At 40.3% G+C, this 23,131-nt stretch carries 22 protein-coding genes; 10 read left to right on the forward strand and 12 right to left on the reverse strand.

Features of this window, described 5'->3' with window-relative positions:
- Window positions 1-155: 155 nt before the first annotated feature.
- On the forward strand, window positions 156-2,879 hold the full coding sequence (locus tag QC759_RS05685; protein ID WP_048073302.1) for a PAS domain S-box protein: 2,724 nt from the start codon (window positions 156-158) through the stop codon (window positions 2,877-2,879).
- A 244-nt stretch (window positions 2,880-3,123) separates the two neighbouring features.
- The gene (locus QC759_RS05690) at window positions 3,124-3,696 is read left to right on the forward strand and encodes a HEAT repeat domain-containing protein (protein ID WP_048073303.1); all 573 of its coding nucleotides are present in this window, start codon (window positions 3,124-3,126) and stop codon (window positions 3,694-3,696) included.
- 43 nt (window positions 3,697-3,739) lie between these two features.
- On the opposite strand, the gene QC759_RS05695 is transcribed toward QC759_RS05690, so the two are convergent.
- The 3 genes from QC759_RS05695 to QC759_RS05705 all read right to left on the reverse strand — a co-directional run bounded on the left by QC759_RS05695 (window position 3,740) and on the right by QC759_RS05705 (window position 6,232).
- A complete protein-coding gene (locus QC759_RS05695) occupies window positions 3,740-4,174 on the reverse strand; it encodes an N-acetyltransferase (protein WP_048073304.1) in 435 nt (144 codons plus the stop codon).
- A gap of 118 nt (window positions 4,175-4,292) precedes the next feature.
- On the reverse strand, window positions 4,293-5,120 hold the full coding sequence (locus QC759_RS05700; protein ID WP_048073305.1) for a carbon-nitrogen hydrolase family protein: 828 nt from the start codon (window positions 5,118-5,120) through the stop codon (window positions 4,293-4,295).
- Between the two features lie 218 nt (window positions 5,121-5,338).
- Entirely contained in the window at window positions 5,339-6,232 is an 894-nt protein-coding gene (locus QC759_RS05705) for a succinylglutamate desuccinylase/aspartoacylase family protein (protein ID WP_052660000.1), read from the reverse strand.
- A 176-nt stretch (window positions 6,233-6,408) separates the two neighbouring features.
- Here QC759_RS05705 and QC759_RS05710 point away from each other — a divergent pair, with 176 nt between their 5' ends.
- Together QC759_RS05710 and QC759_RS05715 are read left to right on the forward strand one after the other, a co-directional pair.
- The gene (locus tag QC759_RS05710; protein ID WP_048073306.1) at window positions 6,409-6,804 is read left to right on the forward strand and encodes a TIR domain-containing protein; all 396 of its coding nucleotides are present in this window, start codon (window positions 6,409-6,411) and stop codon (window positions 6,802-6,804) included.
- Between the two features lie 403 nt (window positions 6,805-7,207).
- Window positions 7,208-7,936 carry a hypothetical protein gene (locus tag QC759_RS05715; protein WP_279845303.1) on the forward strand — a complete coding sequence of 243 codons (729 nt, stop codon included), beginning with the start codon at window positions 7,208-7,210 and terminating at the stop codon, window positions 7,934-7,936.
- A gap of 439 nt (window positions 7,937-8,375) precedes the next feature.
- Here the strand turns inward: QC759_RS05715 and QC759_RS05720 are convergent, their stop codons facing one another.
- Window positions 8,376-9,494: a sensor histidine kinase gene (locus QC759_RS05720; RefSeq protein ID WP_052660001.1), complete on the reverse strand. Its 1,119-nt coding sequence runs from the start codon at window positions 9,492-9,494 to the stop codon at window positions 8,376-8,378.
- A 55-nt stretch (window positions 9,495-9,549) separates the two neighbouring features.
- Window positions 9,550-10,221 (reverse strand): cobalamin B12-binding domain-containing protein, encoded by a 672-nt coding sequence (locus QC759_RS05725; RefSeq protein ID WP_052660002.1) that lies wholly within the window; start codon window positions 10,219-10,221, stop codon window positions 9,550-9,552.
- 213 nt (window positions 10,222-10,434) lie between these two features.
- Between QC759_RS05725 and QC759_RS05730 the strand changes: the two genes are divergently transcribed.
- Window positions 10,435-10,776, forward strand: coding sequence for a DUF488 domain-containing protein (locus tag QC759_RS05730; protein WP_048073308.1), 342 nt, complete (start codon window positions 10,435-10,437; stop codon window positions 10,774-10,776).
- A gap of 85 nt (window positions 10,777-10,861) precedes the next feature.
- Here the strand turns inward: QC759_RS05730 and QC759_RS05735 are convergent, their stop codons facing one another.
- The 5 genes from QC759_RS05735 to QC759_RS05755 all read right to left on the reverse strand — a co-directional run bounded on the left by QC759_RS05735 (window position 10,862) and on the right by QC759_RS05755 (window position 16,380).
- Window positions 10,862-11,758, reverse strand: a complete 897-nt coding sequence (locus tag QC759_RS05735) for a PAS domain-containing response regulator (RefSeq protein ID WP_048073309.1) — start codon at window positions 11,756-11,758, stop codon at window positions 10,862-10,864.
- 128 nt (window positions 11,759-11,886) lie between these two features.
- Entirely contained in the window at window positions 11,887-12,342 is a 456-nt protein-coding gene (locus QC759_RS05740) for a response regulator (RefSeq protein WP_048073310.1), read from the reverse strand.
- Between the two features lie 49 nt (window positions 12,343-12,391).
- A complete protein-coding gene (locus tag QC759_RS05745) occupies window positions 12,392-12,688 on the reverse strand; it encodes a hypothetical protein (protein WP_048073311.1) in 297 nt (98 codons plus the stop codon).
- Between the two features lie 226 nt (window positions 12,689-12,914).
- On the reverse strand, window positions 12,915-15,224 hold the full coding sequence (locus QC759_RS05750) for a PAS domain S-box protein (protein ID WP_052660003.1): 2,310 nt from the start codon (window positions 15,222-15,224) through the stop codon (window positions 12,915-12,917).
- A gap of 352 nt (window positions 15,225-15,576) precedes the next feature.
- Entirely contained in the window at window positions 15,577-16,380 is an 804-nt protein-coding gene (locus tag QC759_RS05755; protein ID WP_279845309.1) for a hypothetical protein, read from the reverse strand.
- A gap of 307 nt (window positions 16,381-16,687) precedes the next feature.
- Here QC759_RS05755 and QC759_RS05760 point away from each other — a divergent pair, with 307 nt between their 5' ends.
- The 3 genes from QC759_RS05760 to QC759_RS05770 all read left to right on the forward strand — a co-directional run bounded on the left by QC759_RS05760 (window position 16,688) and on the right by QC759_RS05770 (window position 19,078).
- On the forward strand, window positions 16,688-17,578 hold the full coding sequence (locus QC759_RS05760) for an AAA family ATPase (RefSeq protein WP_081944568.1): 891 nt from the start codon (window positions 16,688-16,690) through the stop codon (window positions 17,576-17,578).
- A 7-nt stretch (window positions 17,579-17,585) separates the two neighbouring features.
- Window positions 17,586-18,740 carry a vWA domain-containing protein gene (locus QC759_RS05765; protein ID WP_048073312.1) on the forward strand — a complete coding sequence of 385 codons (1,155 nt, stop codon included), beginning with the start codon at window positions 17,586-17,588 and terminating at the stop codon, window positions 18,738-18,740.
- A gap of 86 nt (window positions 18,741-18,826) precedes the next feature.
- Window positions 18,827-19,078: a hypothetical protein gene (locus QC759_RS05770; protein ID WP_048073313.1), complete on the forward strand. Its 252-nt coding sequence runs from the start codon at window positions 18,827-18,829 to the stop codon at window positions 19,076-19,078.
- 26 nt (window positions 19,079-19,104) lie between these two features.
- Here the strand turns inward: QC759_RS05770 and QC759_RS05775 are convergent, their stop codons facing one another.
- Window positions 19,105-19,881: a metallophosphoesterase gene (locus QC759_RS05775; RefSeq protein ID WP_048073314.1), complete on the reverse strand. Its 777-nt coding sequence runs from the start codon at window positions 19,879-19,881 to the stop codon at window positions 19,105-19,107.
- A gap of 128 nt (window positions 19,882-20,009) precedes the next feature.
- Window positions 20,010-20,780, reverse strand: a complete 771-nt coding sequence (nucS, locus tag QC759_RS05780; RefSeq protein WP_048073315.1) for an endonuclease NucS — start codon at window positions 20,778-20,780, stop codon at window positions 20,010-20,012.
- A 416-nt stretch (window positions 20,781-21,196) separates the two neighbouring features.
- On the opposite strand from nucS, the gene QC759_RS05785 reads away from it, so the two are divergent.
- Together QC759_RS05785 and QC759_RS05790 are read left to right on the forward strand one after the other, a co-directional pair.
- A complete protein-coding gene (locus QC759_RS05785; protein WP_048073316.1) occupies window positions 21,197-22,624 on the forward strand; it encodes a M48 family metallopeptidase in 1,428 nt (475 codons plus the stop codon).
- 204 nt (window positions 22,625-22,828) lie between these two features.
- Window positions 22,829-23,110 carry a hypothetical protein gene (locus QC759_RS05790; RefSeq protein WP_048073317.1) on the forward strand — a complete coding sequence of 94 codons (282 nt, stop codon included), beginning with the start codon at window positions 22,829-22,831 and terminating at the stop codon, window positions 23,108-23,110.
- The last annotated feature ends 21 nt before the right edge of the window (window positions 23,111-23,131 follow it).

The raw sequence follows: 23,131 nt of genomic DNA on the forward strand, positions 1-23,131 counted from the left end.
TTTGTGACTTAAGTCACAAAAAATTGTATTAAATATATGGTATGGTGAACCCATTAACTAAATGTAATGCTAAAAATTGTGAGTATATCTAAAAATTTAGGAACGTTTATATTATAAGTATCCCAGTAGTACTTACAGGTCTAAAGGGGATAATGATGAACGACAACAATAATGGTTGGAATGATCAAAACCGGATGAAAATATTGAAAAATGAAATATCAAATCTAAAAAAGGAAATCGCCTTTAAGGATGAAATCTTTGGCATCACCCCTAACTACATCCTAATAATTGGATTAGACGGTGAGATCTTAGAGGTGAATGGCTCTGTAAAAAATTTGAATTACCGGGTAGATGACGCCGAGATTCCAGCCCAGCTTTCACAGCTCAACATTATACCTTCCAATGAATTTTATAAGTACACTCAATCTATTGATTCTATTTTTAATAACAAAATTAATGAACCCTTTGAATCATTCCTTTTAGGTAATGGGGGAGGAATTAGATATGTTAAAGTAGATCTTTCCCCAGTAAAAGCAGAGGATGAGATAATAGCCATCTCAATCTTGGCCAGGGACATAACCGACCTTAAATTAATGGAAGATTCATTACAGGAGTCATTGGCTATTCAAGAGGCCACCCTGGAATCTGTTTCCAATGGAATTGTAGTGGTTAACAACCATAAAAAAGTAATTTGTTACAATCATAAATTCCTAAAAATGTGGAATATCCCGGAAGAATTACTTGAATCCGATGAAAACCATGTATTGAACCATATCTCAACCAGTTTAGAAGATCCAGTGGAGTTTCAATCAATTATAAAAAACATCTACCAGCACCCCCTCGAGAACAGCACCCACATTTTAAGATTCAAGGATGGACGAGTTTATAAAGCTTACTCGCAACCACATATCACTGACCATACCATAACTGGAAGAGTATGGAGCTTTCATGACATTACGCACCTTAAACAAACTAAAAAATCATTGAAAGAATCTGTTGCTTACTATAAAACTATATTTGAGCATTCTGGAACCGCAACTCTCATTATTGAAGAGGATAACACCATATCCCTGGTTAACTCAGAATCAGAAAAAATCTTAGGTTACCCTCCCTACGAGGTTATGGGAAAAAAAACATGGCTTGACTTTGTAGTTCCGGAGTGCCAGGAGCAGATGAGGGAATATCGGGAGTTAAGATATAAAAATTCCAAACTAGCTCCAGATAACTATGAATTCCGTCTGGTTGATAAAGAAGGTGAAGTTAAAGATATAATGGCCAATATTTGCATTATTCCAGGAACAAAAAGGATTTTAGCTTCTATATTAGATATTACCGAACGAAACGAAGTTTTAGAAAAAATTACAGATAGTGAGAATAAATACAGAACTCTGGCCGAAGCTGTGGAAGACTTTATTTTTATGTTTGATAAAAACGAGCGTCTGGAGTACATCAATGAATACGCTGCCCGCAAATGGAAACTTAACCGTCAAGAGGTTATGGGCAAACCACGTAGCGAAATATTCCCCCCTGAGGAAAATGAACTACAAAGCAAGTATATTCAGAGAGTAGTGGCCATAAAAAAGACACTGAGAGGTGAAAACTTAGTCACCATGTGCCCGGACTCCATGTGGCTGGACACAGCCCTTATCCCCCTGAAAAATAATGGTGATGATGTGGAAAAAGTTCTGTGTGTGGCCCGAGACATCACCGAAAGGAAAGAATACGAATTACTCTTAGGACGACAAAATGAAATTCATAAATCCATGGGAACGATCTTAACTGAAGCAATCTTATCCGAAACAGAAGAAGAACTTAGTCAGACATGTTTGACTGTTTGTCAAGATATTACCGGTAGTGAATTCGGTTTTATCTGCGAAAAGGATGAATACGGCTCTTTTCAGACCAGAGCTATCAGTGAAGATCTTCTAACCAAGCACAATTTACTGAATACAGATTTTTATCCCCTGCTCCGCAAGCTCAATATCAAAATCATATGGGAAGAACTCAAAACCAACAAAAAACCCCTGATTTACAACCATTTCTCTCCCCTTAAAGTCAATTCTTTAAGTGAAGATAAATTTCCTAAAAATATCCTTATGGCTCCACTGTTAAAAAATGGAGAATTCATGGGACTCATTGGATTATGCAACAAAAAAACCAACTACGATTTTTCAGACAGTAAAGCCATGGAAAGCATTTCCACTACCATTGTAGAAGCATTACTCCGTAAAAGGGCAGAAGAAAAGTTGAAAAAGGCATTACATGACAAGGAAATGCTGGTGCGTGAAATCCACCACAGAACCAAAAACAACCTGATGATCATGGCCAGCCTCCTCAACCTCACCTCTGCGGATATTGAAGATGAAAAAGCCAGGGAGATATTCCACCAGATCCAGACCCGGGCCAAATCCATGGCCCTCATCCATGAAAAACTCTATCAATCCACAAACTCCAAAGAAATCAACTTTGGAGAGTACATACGACACCTCTCCCGTGATCTATTCCACACCTTCTTAAGAGAACCAGGGAGGGTGCAACTGGTACTGGGATTGGAGGATTTAAACCTGGACATTGACACTGCCATACCACTGGGCCTCATACTAAACGAGCTTCTAACCAATTCCATGAAGTATGCGTTCCCCGAAGAAAGTTATGGTACCATCACCGTTAAATTTTACAAAAAGGATGAAAAATACGTGATGAAAGTGAACGATGACGGAATTGGATTACCTTCCGACTTGGATGTAGATAAAACTGATACTTTAGGATTGCAGTTGATTAAAAATCTTATTGGCCAAATAGACGCGGAAATTAAGATCCAGGTAGACCATGGAACACAGGTAACCATTAAATTTTCTGAAAAAGACTATTTATCCTGATTTTTCTCATTTCAGGATTACTCTAATTTTTTTTGATGCCCAGATTTATTTTGATACGGTTTACCTTTTTTACCATGCGGAAAGACATTGAAAAAAAAATGTTTTGTGAAGGATAGCATTTCCCAGTGGACACCCTTATTCCCCTATAAATTTAATATTCCCTAAGAAATTATAATGAATTTAGTTAGGTTAATATCCCAGAAAAATTAGAAATGTTGTTAGAAACCTAAGTTGAGGGATTAATGTGTCAGATGATAATAATAATCAATTATTGAAAGAATTAACAGATGATGATCCACAAAAAAGGATAGAAGCTGCCGAAAAATTGGGTGAAGCAAAAAGCCCCGATTCCATTGGCCCGCTTATCGAAGCGTTAAATGATGAGAATCCCCAGGTCCGTTATGCCTCAGCCAAGGCATTGGGATTGATAGGAGACCTGGCCATAGAACCTCTGGTAACCATATTAAAAAGTGAAGAAGGTAATATTCGCCGGTACGCCACCCTGGCCCTCAAGGATATCAAGAGTGACACCGTGGTTGACCATCTGGTGGAAGCCCTGAATGATGAGGATTGGAGTGTGCGCAAGTTCGCCTCCAAGGCACTGGGTGAGATAGGTAACCCTGCTGCCGTGGACCCCCTTATTGAAACCCTTACTGATGAAGACTGGGGTGTGAGGGTAGCCGCAGTTAAAGCACTGGGTGATATTGGTGATGAGCGGGGTATTGACCCCATCAAAAAGGCCCGCCGCGCAGCAACCGGGGATAAAGAGTTTAAAAAGGCAGCTAATAAAGCTTTGAAAAAGATACCAAAGAAGTAAATTCCTGCAATAAGAAGTAGATTCGGCAATCTACTACTCATTTTTATTTCTTTTTTTCCCAGGACATAATGTACTCCATGAACCCTGAATTTTCATTGGATTGCATGGATTTAATAAGAAATCCATGTCGCTGGTAAAATCTAACTGCCTTTACATTGTAGATGTAAACACTCAGTTCTAAGTAGTGATACCGTGATTTACAGTAATCCAGGAGTTTTCCACCTATACCCTTTCCCTGGTGCTTTTCCAGAACGAACAGTGCACCAATAAAGAAATTATCCCGAACACTGATGAAACCCCTTACTAAGCCCTCTTTTTTATAGATAAAATTAGTGGAAACCGGTATATAACCCTCTTTAAGGGGCTGGTAATTGTCAGTCCAGTACTTCTTGGATATGAAACTGTGAGCAGATATGGTGGTCTCCAGCCATACATCCATAACTTCATCTACTTCATGGGATTCTAATAGTTTAATCATCTCCCCGCCATCCCTAAATCTAAGGAATAAACATCCTCAAAATCTACATTTACCCCTCAATTTACATTTCAGTTTTAAATATTTTAAATCCTATTCTATTCTTATCCATAAATTTAGTTTATTTATCCTTAATTTGGTAAAGGTCAGTGCGTCTGTTTTTAAGAAGGGGGAGTTCCTGTCGGGTCTGGGATATTCTATCCAGATCAAGGGAAGCATATAATATTTCTTCTCCGGTTCCTGCTTCAGCAATTACCGTTCCCCAGGGATCGGCCACCATGGAATGACCGTAAGCCACGTAGGATGCATTGAGATCTCGGGAGGGTGATGCAGCAGCCAGGTAAACCTGGTTATCCATGGCTCTCACCCTTATTAACGCTTCCCAGTGGGCGGGTCCAGTGGTGAGATTAAAAGCACCAGGGATAATCATTAGTTGAGCCCCTTTCAGGGACATTAGGCGCAGTAATTCACTGAAACGGATATCATAACAGATGCAAATACCGATCCTGCACAGTGGTGTGTCTACCACGGTAAGTTGATCACCAGGAGAAAGGGTTTCTGATTCCTTGAATCTGATTTTACCCGGTACATCAATATCAAAAAGGTGAACTTTGCGATGCCGGCCAATTATTTCCCCCTGGGGATTGAAAAGGAAACTGGAATTATATATTTTCCCCTTATCTTTTTCTGGAATAGAACCAGCAAGGATATGAATTTTTTCCTTCTTAGCAACCTCAGAAATAGCACCTAAGCTGGGGCTACTATCTGCTTCCTCGGCATATTCTGGAAATAGGCTAGTTTCATAGGGGCAATTCCACATCTCGGGAAGTATTACTAGGTCCACTTGGGGGGCGGCTTGGCTGATGATTTCCAGTGCACGGGCTATGTTTTCATTCTTATCTTCAACAACCCTCATTTGACACAGTGCAACCTTTAAATGGTCCTTCATTTTCACTAACCCCTTTACACTTGTCTATTAAATTCTTCTGGTTAATAAGTTAAACCTTATAACCCGGGCAGTTTCCTCCTTCAGGATTAGTAAAATTGTGTGAACTTCTTAAAAATGGACAAAAAATTTTAATATGAATGAAGAAGATTAATGAAAGGCAGACACTGATTAATATCTAATTAAATATCCGGCCTATTATCTGTTTATAATTTATCCCTTTAATCAGCCTTATAAACTCCAGAATAATCTAAAAATGCCTTCATATACTGGTAGGATAAATTCAAGCTCCCGGGATCCGTTTTATTGTGAGGGGATAAAACTTCACACACCACTGAGGTGATACCATTCTGATTGCTTACGGTGGAAAGAACACCAGGGTATGGTCCCACCTCCACCAGGGGCGATCCAGTTCTATTCCCCATGTACTGGGCTAACTCCTGGCTTTTATTATTTTGAGGATAGTATATAATGCAATTTTTTCCCGGAATGTCGTTGGGTTGTGCGGAGTGGAAATCAACCAGCAAGGTAACATCACACTGGAGGGAAGTGTTGATTATGTTGTTTAGAGGAGTTCCTGGATTATGGGCCACCCTATCCGGGTCACTGTTGTTAGGGGTTCTGTTACCAGTGGCGGTGTTAAGGGGGATGGCAAAGGGAATAATATACACTGTTCCCTTGATTTTTTCCCCATTAAGTTCATTTATGAGGTTGAGGGCAGCCAGTTGTGGGGGTAATTCTCCCCCGTGAACTCCGGCCACCAGCATGATGCGGGGACGGCTTCCATCCCCCAATACAATCATGGGGGTTCCCTGTTTAGCAGCCTCCACAACCTCCATGGTTACCGGTGTTTGGTTTAGGTTATCCATTAAAACCGTGTTACTGGACACATCCCCCCCGGTGGAGTTATCTACAATTGTTATTTTGTAATTAGGTGAACTGGACACTTCCAATCCTGTGGCCAGTGGTGGGTTTTCATAGGGAATGTTCATTAAAATAAGGGTACACAGAACTAAGATAAAGAGTCCTGTAACCAGTAATTTTCCGTTGATGAACAGGATTTTTTTATTGGACCTGGATTTTTTCTTAGGGTATAATGATGGCCCCTTTTTCATTAAATCCCCCAAGTTCCTATCAAAAATTAATGTTGTAAATATTTTTATGCTTAATATTATAAATAGATAGCTATTTATCATCTAATTTATTAAAAATATAATTAGATTAATGCATAGTTCTAATGGAACCTAAATGAAATTGCAAAATACTTTAACACTAGAATGGTGGATCTTAAATGTTTCAAGAGGACATGAAAATTTATCATCTGTTTATCAGCCACAATGGCGAAGGAGACGAAGAATACCTTACCTTCATCCAGAGACTCATCGAAGCACGTGATTTTGAATGGGAAGACCATGGAATCCCCGGGAATAACGGCAGCGAAGATTTGAATAAGCAAATTGAACCAGCCGAGGTGGTGATTATTCTCTCTGGCCTATACGCAAGACACCATGATTTAATCCAGGAACAAGTGAATATTGCCCAAAAACTGGGTAAACCCCTGGTTTTAATTCGTCCTTATGGAATGGAAGAAGTTCCTGGGGAATTGGAAAAAATAGCCAGTGGTGTTGTAGGCTGGAATAGGGTGTGTATTGTAGAACGGATTCAGGAGTCTTTAGAAGATGAATAAAATGATTATCTATTTTTTATTGCTTTAAAAGGATATTATATCAATTAATTCCCAATTTATCTATTTTAAACCATTAAATAATATAATGATAAGGTCTTTTTTCAGGGGCAAATTGAATATTTATATTATCAATATACTTTTTTTTGTAATTTTGTTCAAATTTTTATGTCGGAAGTTGAATTTCCACATATGGTTTCCGGCATAAGTTAATATAGTTTTATCTACAACTATCTAACGTGATATGCGAACAAAATTGCCATTTAAGATAAATATCTGGATGTGTAATAAATTGTTCACATTATCAACTTCAATTACATGATACTATGAATTAAAAAATGTAAAAGGAGGTGAAAATACGGACAAAAAAATAATAATCCTAACAATCACTTTTATACTGACATTGGTGGTCTCTGGAACAGCAACAGCTGCAAACAACACCACTGAAATCATAACATCAGGTCCAAGTGGAATTGGAGGGAATGGTGAAAGCTATTATTCAGATATAAGTGAAGATGGAAACATTATAACCTTCCGCTCCAGTGCAACCGACCTTATACCCGGCATAACCACCACCGGACAACAAATATTCACCTACGACCGAACCACACAAACCACCACACTAATAACATCTGGAAGCTCAGGAATCGGTGGGAACCATGCCAGCACTTGGCCATCTATTAGTGGTGATGGAAACATCATAACCTTCCAATCATGGGCTACTGATCTTATACCCGGCATAACCACGGATAGTTATCAAATATTTGCTTACGACCGAACCACACAAACCACTACACTAATAACCACAGGAACATCCGGAACCGGAGGAAATAATTTATCTATTCGTCCGGTTATAAGTAACCAGGGAAATGTTATAACCTTTGAATCCAGAGCAACTGATCTTGTACCCAATCTAACCACCAACGGAGTACGCCAGATATTTGCCTTTATTCTCAGGGAGGATCCAGATGATGGTGACCACAACAGTGACCCAGAATCAGTTCCTGAAGTTCAGGCAACAACATTTGCAACTAAAACCATAGGAATGCAAAACACAGGAATACCACTTGTAGGAATAGTCTTAGCCTTCTTGATGGTAATTGGCGGATTTGTCAGCACCCGTAAAAAACAATAAGGGGGACACCATTGGCCGGACTGATTTTAGCTATCCTGATGATCTCAAGTGGTTTTGTTAGCAACAGGAAAAACAGATAAAGGGATTTATATCCCTTTTTCCCCTTTTTTATTTTTAAATTTCAATGAATCCATCTAATCCTACCAATCTTTTACAGGGATAAGAAAGTCTTAGGAGAATATTCTTATGGCCAATTTGATGAATTCAACTATTAATATCATTAAAATGAACAGTAAAAAGAGAACTGCGAATTTTATTGTCCGGGTATTGCTGGCTATAATCATATCCTCCTGATTGTTTGATATTCACTTAAATTAGATGGTTATACTTAATTTTAAATTTTACTTATTAATTTGATTGTAGATTGATTAAATTGGTTAGTCTAAGTGAAACAATAAGCACAGCACACAGTCAGAGTATTAAAACTAGTAAGATCCTTTTAAACTCCAAGTTCTTTGAAAGTAATGGTAAACTGAGTTCCCTGGCTGTTTTCAAGTTTTAATTTTCCATTTAACTGGCTGGTTAAACTGGTTACCAGTTGCATACCCAAAGAATTGGTTTTAGTATAATCCAGGTCCGGTGGAAATCCTATTCCATCATCACTCACCTTTAAAACAAATTCATCTTCTTCTTTCCCGAAGGATATAGAAATTTTGCCTCCCCTGTCGCCGGGAAATGCGTGCTTCATGGAATTGGTGACTAACTCATTCAGGATTAAACCCAGGGGAATGGCGGAGTTGATATCAATATTCACTTCCTGGATGTTCAGTTCGAGGTCAATTCTACTGGGGTCCTTAACATAGGTGCGGTACAGGTCATTGGCCAGGGTGGTTATGTACTCCTTGAAGTCAATATTTTTAAGATCAGTGGATCTATACAGGCGTTCATGGATTAAAGCCATGGATTTAGCCCGGTTCTGGCTTTCTTTGAAGATTTCTTTAGATTCTTCATCTTTTAAGTAACTTGACTGGAGATTTAGGAGGCTGGAGATGATCATTAAATTGTTTTTAACCCGGTGGTGTACCTCCTTTATGAGCATTTCTTTCTGCTGGTTTAGCTGTTCAAGTTGAATATTCTTTTTAGTTAGCTCCCGCTGGGCATTGGTGAGATCGTTATTGAGCCGACCCAGTTCTTCATAAATCTTGGCTTCTTTAGCTTCCTGCTCCCGGAAGTGGGTGGTGAAATATTTCATAACCCCCCGGAGAGCACTGGTTTGTTCATGGTTAACCTGGGTTAGGTGTTCCATGAAATGAAAAGTGTCATCGGCAGATTTTGCCCCAAAAATCAAGATATACTGGTTAACTAAGAACCCGGAGACGTGTAAAACCATCAATTCATCTTCTAATTTTAATGTAAATTCCCAGTCGTAAACCGCGTCTTGGTTTTTTATTTTTTCAATAAAATCCTGTGCCTTTTCCTGGCTCCCCTCATCCCCGATTTTCAGGAAAGGTTCTCCTATTTTAAAAGATCCTAATCCCAGGTTATCATAGAAAATTTCAATGATTTTCCCATTGTAATCGCAGGCCAGGCCAAATGATTCCACTGCACTATCTACCATGAGCTTTCCCCCTTTATTAAAAAATGAGTTTCCGTGGACATAGCTTTCCACTATCCTATGATGAAATTATTTCATCGGCCAGGTTTATGGCCTCTACCGCGTTATGGGAGTATCCGTCTGCACCTATTTTTTTCCATAGTTTTGGTGCCAGGAGAAAGGGTCTGCCCCCTACCATTATCTTAATTTCTGATATATCCTGCGTGTTTCTGATTAATTTTATTAAATCCATCAACGTCCTCAGGTTGGAATGGATAGATACTGACAGAGCAACCAAATCTGGTTTTATATCGATGATGGTTTGCAGGATACTTTCATTGGGCGTGTTGGCCCCCAAGTAGTAGGTATCCCATCCTTCCATTTCAAATAGGTCCGCTACCATTCTTAACCCCATTTCGTGCATCTCCCCTGCAGCACACGCTGCCACCATCTGGTGGCCATTTTTTTGGGTGGAAAATATATGGGGATAAAGCTGGGACATGACCCTCTGGGTGGCTGCCGTGCAGAAGTGTTCTTGGGCCACAGTTATTTGATTGGTTTGCCACAGGCGACCTATCTCGTGCTGAGATGCCTCAAAAACATTCATATAAATATCTTTAATAGATGTACCTTCTTCCACTGCTTTCATTATCATATCACTGGCTTCATTTCTCCTGAGATTTAAAAGGGCATCCATATAATTTTTAGCCAGCGAAAAAAATTCACCAGATTCCTCTTCTAATTGATTCATGCCTTTCCCCCTATTAGATATTAGTATATAGTTTTTGATCCTATTTGTTTTTATGGGAATGTTCCTTTTAGGCCCTGGTGTGGCTCCTTAAACCTACAGAAGATTAGATCAGGAAGATACCATGTTCCTTTTGAAGACTTTAATGAGAAATATTTATTAGTTATGCTGTTTTAAGATGTATTAAGCTGAATAAAGTTATATGGTGGTTTTACAATGATTCAAATTAAAAGAGCCTATGATGAAGTGAGCAGGGATGATGGTTTCCGTATTCTGGTAGATCGTCTGTGGCCCCGGGGACTGAGCAAGGAAAAATTAAAAATAGACCTATGGCTTAAAGAGATAGCACCCTCCCCTGAACTTCGCAAATCATTCAGGCACGATCCTGATAAATGGGATTGGTTCCGGACCAGTTATCTGGAAGAGTTAAATGAAAAATCCGAATTAATATCCAGTGTTAAAAAATTGGAACAGGAAAAAGGAAAAATTACCCTGGTTTATGCTGCCAAGGATGAAAAACATAACAACGCCGTGGTTCTCCAGGAACTAGTTAAATAGTAAAACGCACCTCAGGATGTCCAAGATCTTAGGGAAAATTAAAATGCTCGTTATTCACTCGCTATTTACTGCTATAATCCAGTTATTAGGCAAATTTATCCATGTGTTCATCCCGGTAGTCATTTTGGATTAGAGGTTTCATGGCCTCGATCATGCTGCCCATGATCAGGAAGAAATTCTCATCCTTCTCCCTCAAAGCATCCATTAATGACCTTTCTACACTTTTCCGTGAACTTATATCCGTGAGAATGGAAATTGCACCTAAATAGTTCCCATCTGGTTTGAATAAAGGGGTGGATGAAACCAGGACATGTAAATAGATACCCTGCTTGTTCTGTAATTTTAATTCATAGGCATTGCTACTGCCACTTTCCTTCTGGTTCAGATGGTATCTGATCAATTTCTGACCATCACGGTCCGTGAAGTGGGAAATATCCTTTTGTAGCATTTCTGATACTTTATAACCCAGCAGGCTAGCAATGGATTGGTTAACATAGGTTAATTTGTTATGGGAATCCATTAAGAAAACACCAGACTGGGCTTTTTCTACCATTAACCGGTATTTTTCTTCACTTTCCCTTAATTTACGTTCAATATTCTTGCGTTCCATTGCATACTGGATGGATTTAACCAGTAACTGACTTTCAATCTGCCCTTTTACCAGATAATCCTGAGCACCTTTACTCACTGCTTTAATAGCTAATTCTTCATCAGCAAGTCCGGTTAATATGATTATGGGTGTTTTTGGGGCTTTTTTATTGGTGGTGATGAAGGTGTGGATACCGTGACTATCCTGGAGATGAAGATCGAGCAACAGAACATCCACCTCTTCTTTATCCAGTAGGGTTAATCCCCCTTGGAGATTATCTGCATGGAGAAAATGGAAATGGATACTCTGCACATCCTTAAGCATCTCCCTTATCAGAACCATATCTCCGGGATTATCTTCAATTAGCAGGAGGTTGATGGGATTTTCATACATGATAGTCACCGTGGAGTTCAATCTATTCCTTTAATAAATTAATTAACATCTAATTGTGGGCAATACTAATACTATGAAAGGCGTCATTAATTAATTTATTGTAAAATAAACTTTTATAATACAACTTTTTAAATTTCATTTATTTTAGGGGGGAATTTTACAATGTTAAGCCAGAAATCCTCTATGATTCCAACCACCCTAATGAAATGATTGAGGTCAAAGGGTTTGGTAATGTAACAATTGGCATTATTCTGGTAAGCCTCTACAAGATCGTCCTCAGCAGTGGACGTGGTTAATACCAGGACGGGAATACATTTAAGGCTTTCATCCGCTTTAATCTCTTTGAGTACCTCTCTTCCGTCCTTTTTTGGTAAATTTAAATCCAGTAAGATCAGGTCAGGCCTGGTGGCCAGGGAGTGTTCCCCTTCTTTTCGAAGCATTTCCATGGCCATCTCCCCATCCAACGCCACTTGCATCTGGTTATCGATCTGGGCATCCTTAAATACTTCTTCAATTAGGCGAATATCTCCCAGGTTGTCTTCAATTAATAATATTTTAACTGGATTCGTCATACCGGGCTGCATAGCCTATCCTCCCTGCGGATGCCTTACATTTTAAGAACTTAATAATAAATTAACTTTTAATTTGATTTCTAGTGGAATTAATGAGTATATTCCGTTCCAAATATCTCAATCTCTCGGATAAAAAGTCCAATACAACTTTTCTTTCTTCAAAGGTCACATTTTTTTTGGAAAGCATGTTGATGAGTTCGGTGGTGCTTCGGACCGATTGAGTGCCGGTTTCCTCATCCATGAGTATGATGTCTCTTTTGCCCATTTCCTTGGCTGGAGCCACACAGACTGCACCTAAAATATTACCCTTTTTATCCTTGACATCCATGCTGCTGACGAACTTCTTCCCGTCTTTCATGGTAAATCACCTAATTACATTTAGATACAATGTATAAATATATTTTTCCATAAGTTTTATTGATGATTCTACACAGAATGTGCCAAAAAAAATATCGCTTTAAAGCCGCGTACATTTGTTTTTAAATAAAAATCTATTGTTAATGTCATTACTGCCTTAATTAATTCGATCAATCCTAATTAATTCGATCAATTATATGAATATAACAAGAGTAAAAAAAATAGGATTAGGATCTCAGGGTGAAATAAAAGGTGGTTCCATTTCCCAGTTCAGATTCCGCCCAGATTTCACCACCATGCTGGTGTACAATCCTCTGGGCAATGGATAAACCAATACCTGATCCCTCGTATTCCTGGTGGGTGTGAAGTCTCTGGAAAATGGTGAAAATCCGTTCCAGATGTTTGGGTTCTATTCCAATACCATTATCACGCACCGCAAATTGGAAAAAATTCCTTTGCTTTTTACAGGATACATGGATTTTGGGTTCATTTTCACTACGGTACTTGATGGCATTTCCTATAAGATTCTGGAACAGTAAAACCATCTGATTTTCATCGGCTCTAAGTGTAGTGGGTAGATTATCATGGGTTATCCGGGCATGGTTTTCATTGATGGCAATGTTAAGATTTAATTTAATTTTATCCAGCACTTTATCCAGGTCCACTTCTGTGAACATCACATCTTTGTTGGCTATCCTGGAGTATTCTAAAAGGTCAATGATCATACTGTCTAAACGTTTAGCACCGTCCACCGCAAAATTTATGAATTCCCGGGCATCATCGTCTAATTTATCCTTATATCGCCTTTCCAGTAGTTGCAGGAAATTGGTGATCATTCGCAACGGTTCCCTTAAGTCGTGGGAAGCTACGTAGGCGAACTGTTTCAAATCAGCATTGGATTTAGCCAGTTCTTCAGTGCGTAGTTTGACCTGTTCCTCCAGATTCTCCCAGTACTTCCGTAGTTCTTCCTCGGCATTCTTACGTTCAGTTATATCACGTGCAGCGGCAAAAACCCCCACTACCTCACCATGTTCGTCCCGGTAGACTGAGGCATTGTACAGGACAGGGGTTAAGCTGTTGTTTTTGTGTTTAATTTCCAGAGGATAATCCCTCACCAGTCCGTAATGGAAAACTTGCTGGTATCCTTTCTTAGCATCTTCGGGATTGGTGAAGTAATCTGCAAAGTCAGTTCCTATTAATTCTACCCTGGAATAGCCAGTTACCTTTTCTGTGGCCCGGTTAACATCGGTGATCCTACCATCGGGGCCAATGGTCACCTGTGGATCAAGGGAGGTCTCTATGAGATTACGGTTATAATCGTTGGCCCTTATTAACTCCTGGGTACGTTCTTCAACCTGTTCTTCCAGATTATTCATTGCCTCTTTAAGTTTTTCTTCCACCTTTTTACGGTTGGTGACATCGCGATTGGTTTCTAAAACAATTTTTTCACCGGATATATCGGTGATTAGCTGCAGACGACTTTCAACTATGATTTTTTTACCGTTTTTCATTTGGTGGATCAATTCACCAGACCAGGTCTGGTCTTGGTCCAATTTTTTAAGTATCTCCTGGAATCCCCCGGTGAATTCTGTTTTCAGGAGTTCATGGCCTCGAGCACCAATAGCTTCATGGTAACTGTAGCCATACAACCTTTCTGCGCCCTGGTTCCAGGATAATATTTTGGAATCAAAATTCCAGGAGAAAATAGCTTCGTAGGAAACATCCAATAAAGCAGCGTGTCTTTTTAATTCTTCTTCAATCTTCCGGTGTTCGGTGATATCTTCAAAGGTAGTGTAAACCTGGTAGGGTTTATCCTGGCCATTTTCAAATTCAGGGACCGCGTGTATATTTAACCAGGTGTATCCCCCACGGGGAGGATACTTAACTCCCATAATAACGTTTTTAACTTCTTTCCCTGTTTTTAGAGCAACCATAGAGGGATGTTCATCTCCAGGGAAGGGAGTGTAGTCTTCATGTATGGCCTGCCATATGGGGTCTTCAGAAGTCCTATTTTTAACCTGTTTAAAGGTGTAACCCATAATTTTTTCGGCCGCAGGGTTCATGGACACTATACGGCCCTTTTTATCCTGATAAACAACACCCTGGATCATGGTTTCATATAGGCTCTTATAGCGGGCTTTACTCTCTTTCAGGGCTTTTTCATTCTGTTTGCGGGGGGTAATATCCCTAATACTCATACTGGTCTTGATCATTCCATCGGCATCAGTGAAAATAGTAGAAGTTACCTCACCGTGGAAGAGAGAACCATCTTTGCGCTGGAAAGTTAACTCTGCCTTTACCCTACCATTCTGGACGCATTGATGAAGGGCAGATTTTAAAGATTCATCCTGAACAAGTAATCTTTCTCTTCCCGCAATGATAATCTCTTCCTGGGTCATTCTAAACATTTTTTCTGCACTAGGGTTAGCTGCAAGAATAGAACCATCGGGTTTGGTAATTAACATGGCATCTAAACTACTTTTAAAAATTGAACCATATACACCCCGATTTAGATCAGAATTAGAATTATCGACCATGAGAATCACTCCACCCCGGTACTGATTAACGTGAATAGTTATACGGATAAGTTAGGATTATTTCCCTACACGTACTAACCTGTCAATTAAGGAAAAATAAATCCCTTGAATAATATATCATAGGATCTATAAATGTTCATAGGATTCTAAAATGTTTGATTAAAAAATACCACTTATACCGAGGTAAACACCATCATTACGTTTTAGGTGGTAATTGTTAAACAATATCAAATTTTATTGAAAAATTATATTGCTGATTTGGTATATTTTCTAAAAAAATCAGTGCTTTTTAAAATAAGGACAAGTTACAACCTAAAAACTTAAATAAAAAGAAAAATCACCGTTATTAAGTTTAAATAGCCTGGAAACAGATAGATAAAAGTTTTTTAGTTTCCTGATAGGCCTGGTTATAGGATGCCCACTCTGGTATTTCATAGACAACTGTGCGGATACCTGCTGACGCCAATGGATTGGATACCGTAATTGTAGAAGAACCATGCTCGGCATTGGCACTGGAACGGTAGTAAGTGAATTCCGGCAGTTTTTGTTCCACGAGATCACCAATGGCCACCGATGGAGAGTCCATTTTAGGTGTGGCTATGAAGTAACCCCGACCATAACCAGGGGCATGATCGTGGCATATGATCACTGCATCGATATTGGATTTCTTGATATCGGCAATCACGTACTGTGATACCAGTCCCTCTCCACTTTCACGGCCGGTAACATAATTATCCGGGTTATTGGTCACGTTAACTATGTAATGAACAATGGCCTGATCCGAGGATAAACTGTACTGGTTAACCACATCGGAAGCTGTGCGAATGGAAAGTTTCTCCCGGGGATGCATTCCCGTGATAACCGCTACGGTCTTTTTACTAGCAGTGTCATTGGATGTGGCGTTAGCTGAGGTTATGACCTCCTTACTGACTGATCCACGGTAATCAGAAGCAAGAACTGTTGGTGCGGATACAGGATCGTTGAAATAGGGTGCCAGGAAAACAAAAAAGCCCACAGCAGCCATGGTTATAATGACTATAAGGGATAAAGTTCCGTAAAACTTTAGTCTGCTCCGACCGGGCTTGGTTTCTGAGTAATATAGCTTACCCCCACATTGACATTCATCAAAATCTTCCGGGGATTCATCCTCTTCCAACTGGTAGTAGCCACCACAACTCGGGCAAATCAAATAAGGCATATGGGAATAATTTAATAAAATTGGCCTATTTAAGTTTTGTGTCTCATGATAGTGGATTAATTCTATAGATCCCATTAAATCATTTAGTTATCACCATAACCCGGATAAAAATCTGGTAAAATAAAATAAGAAAAGTTAAGGTCGGAAAGGTTGGTATAAAATCAGATAGGGTTCATCTTTTGTAGGACCAGATACATATATACTGTATGGAAACAATTTTTCTAAACGATCCAGTTTACAATTTTAAACAGGTACTTTAAAGTTTATGGAGGTAACTAACATCAAAATTAATACGAAGTCCGGTACCACTAAAAAAGGTGTTTACAGCATCGATTACATCAGGGATGCCCTGGTGGGTGCCCGTTACATTCCCGATGATAATATAATCACCATCCTCTACCTCTCCCTTGAACTGGGAAAACCCATCCTGGTGGAGGGTCCCCCGGGGACTGGTAAAACCCAACTGGCCAAGTCTATTTCCCAGGCTTTGGGTAGGGATTTTTTCAGGGTGCAATGTTACGAGGGCATAACCTTTGAACAGATGGTGGGAGAATGGAACTATCAGAAACAGTTACTCCATCTGGAGATGTCCCGTCTTAAAGAGACTGAACAGGATGTGTTTTGTGAGGAATTTTTTATTAAAAGACCACTGCTACAGGCCTTCATTAACCCGGTTCCTGCAGTGTTACTGATTGATGAAATTGATAAGGCTGATGAGGAGGTGGAAAGCTTCCTTCTCCAGGCTCTGGGTGAAAAAGAGATCACGGTAAATGATCTGGGAACATTCACCCTAAAAAACGATCTGGTGGTTGTTTTAACTTCCAATTCCCAGAGAATGCTTTTAGACGAAACCAGAGATCGGTGCCTTTTCCTTTATATTGATTATCCTACCCTGGAGAGGGAAATGGAAATTGTTAAGTCCCTGGTACCAGAAGCACCCCACGAACTGGTGGAGAAAGTGGTGGGGATCATGCAGAGGATCAGGAAACTGGAGCTAATGAAGATACCATCTATTCGGGGAACAGTGGACTGGATACGTACCCTGCTTTTAACTTCAGGTGATGATTCTAGTGATGAAACCCTGGAGAAAACTGTCCAGGTGGTTTTAAAATCAGAGGAAGACCGTGAAAAGGTGAATACCCGGATATTCAAGTGAGGGTTATATGGATAAGATAGTTGCATTTTCTGGTACTTTGCGCGAGAAGGGGATTCCCGTCAGTATCCGAAGTACCCATGCCGGTAAAGAAGTTTCTAAATTAATAGATGAGGAAGATCCACTCTTCAAGTCAGCACTGGCCGCAGTGTATGTCAAAGAACAGAGACAGAGGGAATCGTTTAACCAGGTTTTTGATGAGTTCTTTGAAGGGGTTGTTGCTGATGGAGAGGAAGAAGGAGATGAAGGCACTTCAAGCAAGGCCTCTGATAAAAATGTCTGGTCAAAAAGTTCACAGAAATGGGTCATCACTAACCAGGAAGATGATAACAGCGAAGTAAAGGCTCCGGAGATACATTCCAGTGAATTCAATTACCATCCCCCACTGGAGGATTATAAAGAGGAAACACCCAGTGATTCCGAACTTCTCAGGCGGGATATTAACACCCTGAATTCCTTTGAACCGGAACTTTTCCTGTTGTGTCAGAAGATGGGTAAAAAAATTGCCCTGGTGCGTAGCCGGCGCCAGCGCCAGGCAAAGATCATGCGCCCCGATGTACGGCGTACCATCCGTAAAAATCTTCAAAATGGCGGGGCCCTTATTGACCTGGTTAAAAGCAAACCCCGGATTAAAAAGAACCAACACTTCTTTTTAAATGATGTGAGTGGTTCCTGTGACTGGATCAGTAACTGGTTTTTCTGTCTGCTCTACGCTGCCCAGAATTCCTTCCGCCGGGTTCGGGTATTTGATTTTGACAATCGTTGCGTGGAAACCACCAGTGCCATGGCTGAACCCGACATGATGGAAGCTTTTATCAAGGTTCGGGATATTTTACATAAGAATCTCATGGTCCACGGGACCAGCAACATGTACCAGGCCTTTGAATCCTTTTTAGGTAAGGCTCAACTTAACCGCCGTTCCACCCTCATGATTCTCACTGATTGCCGGGACTGGGCTGGTCCCAAGGTAGATGGGATACCACAGAGTGCGGAGCTGGTGGAGAAGATGAGTCGTAAGTGCCGGAAGGTGATGATACTCAACCCTGAGGAGAGAAAAAAATGGGATGTGGTGGATAGCTGTGTTTCCCATTACCGTGATGCTGGTGCCGAGATACACGAGGTCCGGAACCTCAATCAACTGGCCCTGCTGGTAAGGGATCTTTAATTATAACTAAATCATTATTCTATGGTGTTTAGGAAAAATTCAATGAATTATATGGGAATAATATGGAAATAGGGGATGGTGGTTAGATGGGTGAAAATAAAACTGAAGACTGGTACGTGGTTTGTCGGAATACAAAATGCAGGCACCGCTTTCCTATTCCCTCAAACACCCCTGTGGAGTGGAAGAGACAAAAATTCAGGGGTGTCTGTGGCCACGGGGAGGATAAAGTAATTTTAGAATTAAAAAAACCAGTTAAGTGCCCAGAATGTGGAGAAGAAAGTTACCGGACCATCCCTCGACAATTCCGTGGCCCAAACAGTAAAACCTGTTCTGTTTAAAGAATTTGCTCTCATGAAATTTGCTCTCAACGGAGGTATCTTACCATTTTCTTAAGATCGCCGCCATTGCTAATATCTTTTTTCAGGTCCAGTTCCACATACGCTTTTCTACCTTTAGTGTAACTGGAGGATATGATCAGCTGATTTCCGTATAGTTTATAGCCATCCACTGGTGTGTGGCCTACGATCATGGCCTGGCAGCCCACTGCTTCCAGGAACTGGTCCACATCCTGCTTACTATAATCATGGTAACGTCTCCACAGAAGCTCAAAAAGGGACTGGTTAGCCGAATACCCCCTTCGGGTTATGTTCATTATCTGCCGTAGTGATTTAACATTCTCAGGAGGGCCTGAATGACTAATAAAAACTCCCTTTGATGTTTTAACTGCTACGGGAAGTTTTTTAAAAAAATGACTATATTCAGCGAGTTTGACCTTCCATCGACTGCCATACTTGTCTTTTAAGAGTTTTTCAAAAATAAGACTTTGGTTAACTCCACCCTTGTAAATTGGATTACCGGTTATGGTTGCCCACTCATGGTTTCCCAGTAAGAGGTGGAAACCGGGATATTTCTTGCAGTCTAACTGGATTTCTTCCAGTAATTCCAGGGAATTATCTGCTTCTTTGGTGCCCATGGCATGGATGAAATCTCCAGTGAAAATGAGGTGCTTATCTTTAACTGGTGTATTCTGCCATATTTGGAGTAGTTTATGGAAGTCTTTTAGGTTTCCGTGAAGGTCGCTGGCAATTAATGCCAGGCCCCGGTGCGGTAGTTTTACCACATCCACTTCCTGACTAGGCATAGTATATAATTGATGTTTGATGGTATTAGTCCCTTACCACCAAAAATCAGGAAAAAATGAATTGTAATTAAGGACAAATGCTAAAAACTAATTCTAAAAAGAATAGTAATAAAAAATATAATACAGTTTTATTCCGAACTACTGCGTCCAAAGAAGTTTTCTAGGGTAACCACTTTATCGGTACCCAACTCTCGGGGCGGTTCAAGGGCTTTGAATTCCATTCCCTGTTCTTCCAGTAATTCCAGGGCATCATCCGTAGCTGATGGAGCAACCAGCACCCCCCGGACTTTTTCTTTATGGTCACTGAAGCAGTCCACGTAGCGCCTTAACTGTTTAACCGCATTGGTACCTGCCTTCCGGCTTTTAAGCTCCAAAATAGTGATGTTCCCATCCTGGTCCTTTCCCAGTATGTCAATAAAGCCCTGTGGTGTATGGTATTCACGGGAAGTAGGGCGGAATCCCTTTTCAAATACTTCCGGGTCTTTGAAAATTAGGTCCCCCATGTTGGCCTCGTATCCTGCCAGTTCCAGGCTTTCTGAATCTTCGCCTATGAAGTAGGATATCATGTGGGTTTGCAGGATTTTAACTTCCAATGATTCAGAGGGGTTTCGTCTAACACCCTTTATTTTAACCATCCCCTGGTAAATATCAGCAGTTACTTTGGTTTTGGGTGGCTGCCAGTTGACCGGGTCCAGGTTCCGGTCCTGGTGGATGATGAATGAACCATCTGATTTAATTAAAATGATCCTGTCTCCCAATCCCAGGCGGCTAACAGCCCTCCCATCATAATCAACACGACAACAGGCCATGATGGTGATAACTGCCCTTTTGGATAGTCCTTCATTGATAATCTCTAGTACACGTGGAGTGTCCGGGTTTTTTTCTTCCACCAGTTTCATGATATGAATTTCAGAGCTTATATTAAAAATATTTCACTGTTATAATAATATAAGAACTATAATTATTATTCAACATATTAAAAATAATCATTTACCCCCTTTACCCTACTTAATGCTTTTTTAGATTCTTTAAAAGCCCCAAGAAAGATAAAATAATATAATGACCTTAATAATCGCATAATACTCTTGATAATTACATAACAGTCTTGGTATCATTCCATACTACGTAGAAATAATAGAATTTGAGTATTTATAGATTAATGGACATTTGTATCATCACTAGCTCCATTTAAGATGTCTAAATCAGAATATAGTAGAATATATTAAATTGGGGATACATACTTAGTGGCATTGATAGGAGAATGTTGCAGTGATAATGAACTTTAGAATTTGCTAAAAGAGTGGTTGGGGAGAGCATGTTGGAAACAGACTTGTTAATTGACACCGAACTCTCGAAAATGCATCTGGAAGAAGCACTGGATTTTTTACATAAATTTTATCTACTGCCTCAACCAGATTTGTTTAAAAATGTTTCTAAAACTGTGGAGGATGGAGTGGGAGTTCTATCTTACACTGCCACCGATCCGGAGAATAAATGGGAAGCTAGGATTAAAATCCGGGCAACTAATCCCTTCCAGGTCAAGTTTACCACCACCAGTACAACCCCCAATTTAGACCATGAACTGGATGTCCTTAAAGAGGATATACTGATTGGTCTTCACACCTTTGAGGATGCAATTCGCCAGTCCACCCTCTATTTTGCCTGGGTGGAGGGCGAGGATATCATACCGGAAGCACCTCCCACCCGCCGTAAAAAGGCCTCCTTTCGTATGTTTGGAAGCAATATGATCCTGATTTACCTCTTATTTTTTGGAGTTAACCTGGTTCTTTTCCTTTTACTGGGCATAATAGCAGCTATTATTGCTATATTAGCCCTTCAGTTTGTAATTGTCCTTTTTTCCGACCGTTTACTGCTTAGGACCAGTGACTGGAGGATTACCTCTGATAATCCCCGGGTGCATATCCTGGAGTACCAGTTACCCCTGGAAGAATACCAGAAATTCCAGGAGAAATTCAATGAAAATATTATCATTAAAATGAAGGAGGAGATTTACCAGAAAAGCCTGGGGGTGGGACTAACTCCCACCTGTGAACTGGGTGAAGAAACATTCCAGGAGTATGGTTTCCACTGTCAGCCTGATTTGAAGGTGTCCAAGGTGGTTGATGTTTACAGCATAGTGCAGGAGGCCGCCAGTAAGTTCAACATTGCCATGCCCCAGGTGGCCGTGAGTAACACCATGATACCCAATGCCGCTGCCACCGGACCCAGCCCTAACCGGGGATTAGTGCTCATAACCACCGGACTTCTGGTGCAACTGGAAGAGGATGAAATTTTATCGGTAATTGGTCATGAAATGGGTCATCTATCTGGAAGAGACCCCCTGATTCTTTTCAGCATAATTTCCGCTGAATTCTTAATGAGATTCACCATACTATTCCCCCTGGTAGCTCTATCTCCATTTATTTACCTGATTGTGGCCCTGGGAGTTATATTCTTCGTGGCTAAATTCTTTGAAACCCGGGCCGATCTTCTATCCGCCATGAAGATTGGCCAACCCCAGGTCCTGGCCAATGCTCTGCGTAAAATTGGTTACCAGCGCCTCCATGCCGAAAGGATATCTCCCACCAGACTCCCCTCCTGGGTTAACTTCGACCCTCATCCCCCCATATATTTCCGTATCGACCGCCTGGAGAGTATGAAATCACCCCCGGAGGTTAAAAACCCCCTTATAAGATCAGCCCGGGACGTGGTTAATGGGTTTAAACGTACCCTGGGTTTGTAAAACGATACTGGAAATAAGATTGTTGAGCGGTGTAATGAGTTTACTTGGCAAAAAGTTTAGTCGTAAAGAATTAATCAGTAAGCAGTTATTAGTAAAAAAAGGTTAGAGAGATAATCTTGTGAAAAAGAGGATTATTGTGAAAAAGAGGATAAAATAAAAATAGGATTATGGATTCTGATTGTTAAAAAAGAAAGTTGGTGGAAAATGCAGATTGATGTTGGTTCTTTAAAGGAGTCGGATAGGGGATGGGATGTGCAACTTAAGGTCACCCTTTCACTGGAAGAGATATCCCAGATTGATCAGTCCGCCCTTAGGGATGATGGTGATTTTAAGGTAGACCCGGAGGATAGTTCACTGCTCTATTTCCATTCACTGTTGAGTGTGGCTGAACCATGGGAAGATGAGCCACTGGAGGAACTGGTCAGGGCCATTAAACTGGAAGTTGAGTACCGGGTGAAAAGATTGTTTAGGGCTAAACCTGTATAACTGGTGAATTTAAGAACATTA

The organism is Methanobacterium formicicum, assembly GCF_029848115.1.
Taxonomy (GTDB): domain Archaea; phylum Methanobacteriota; class Methanobacteria; order Methanobacteriales; family Methanobacteriaceae; genus Methanobacterium; species Methanobacterium formicicum.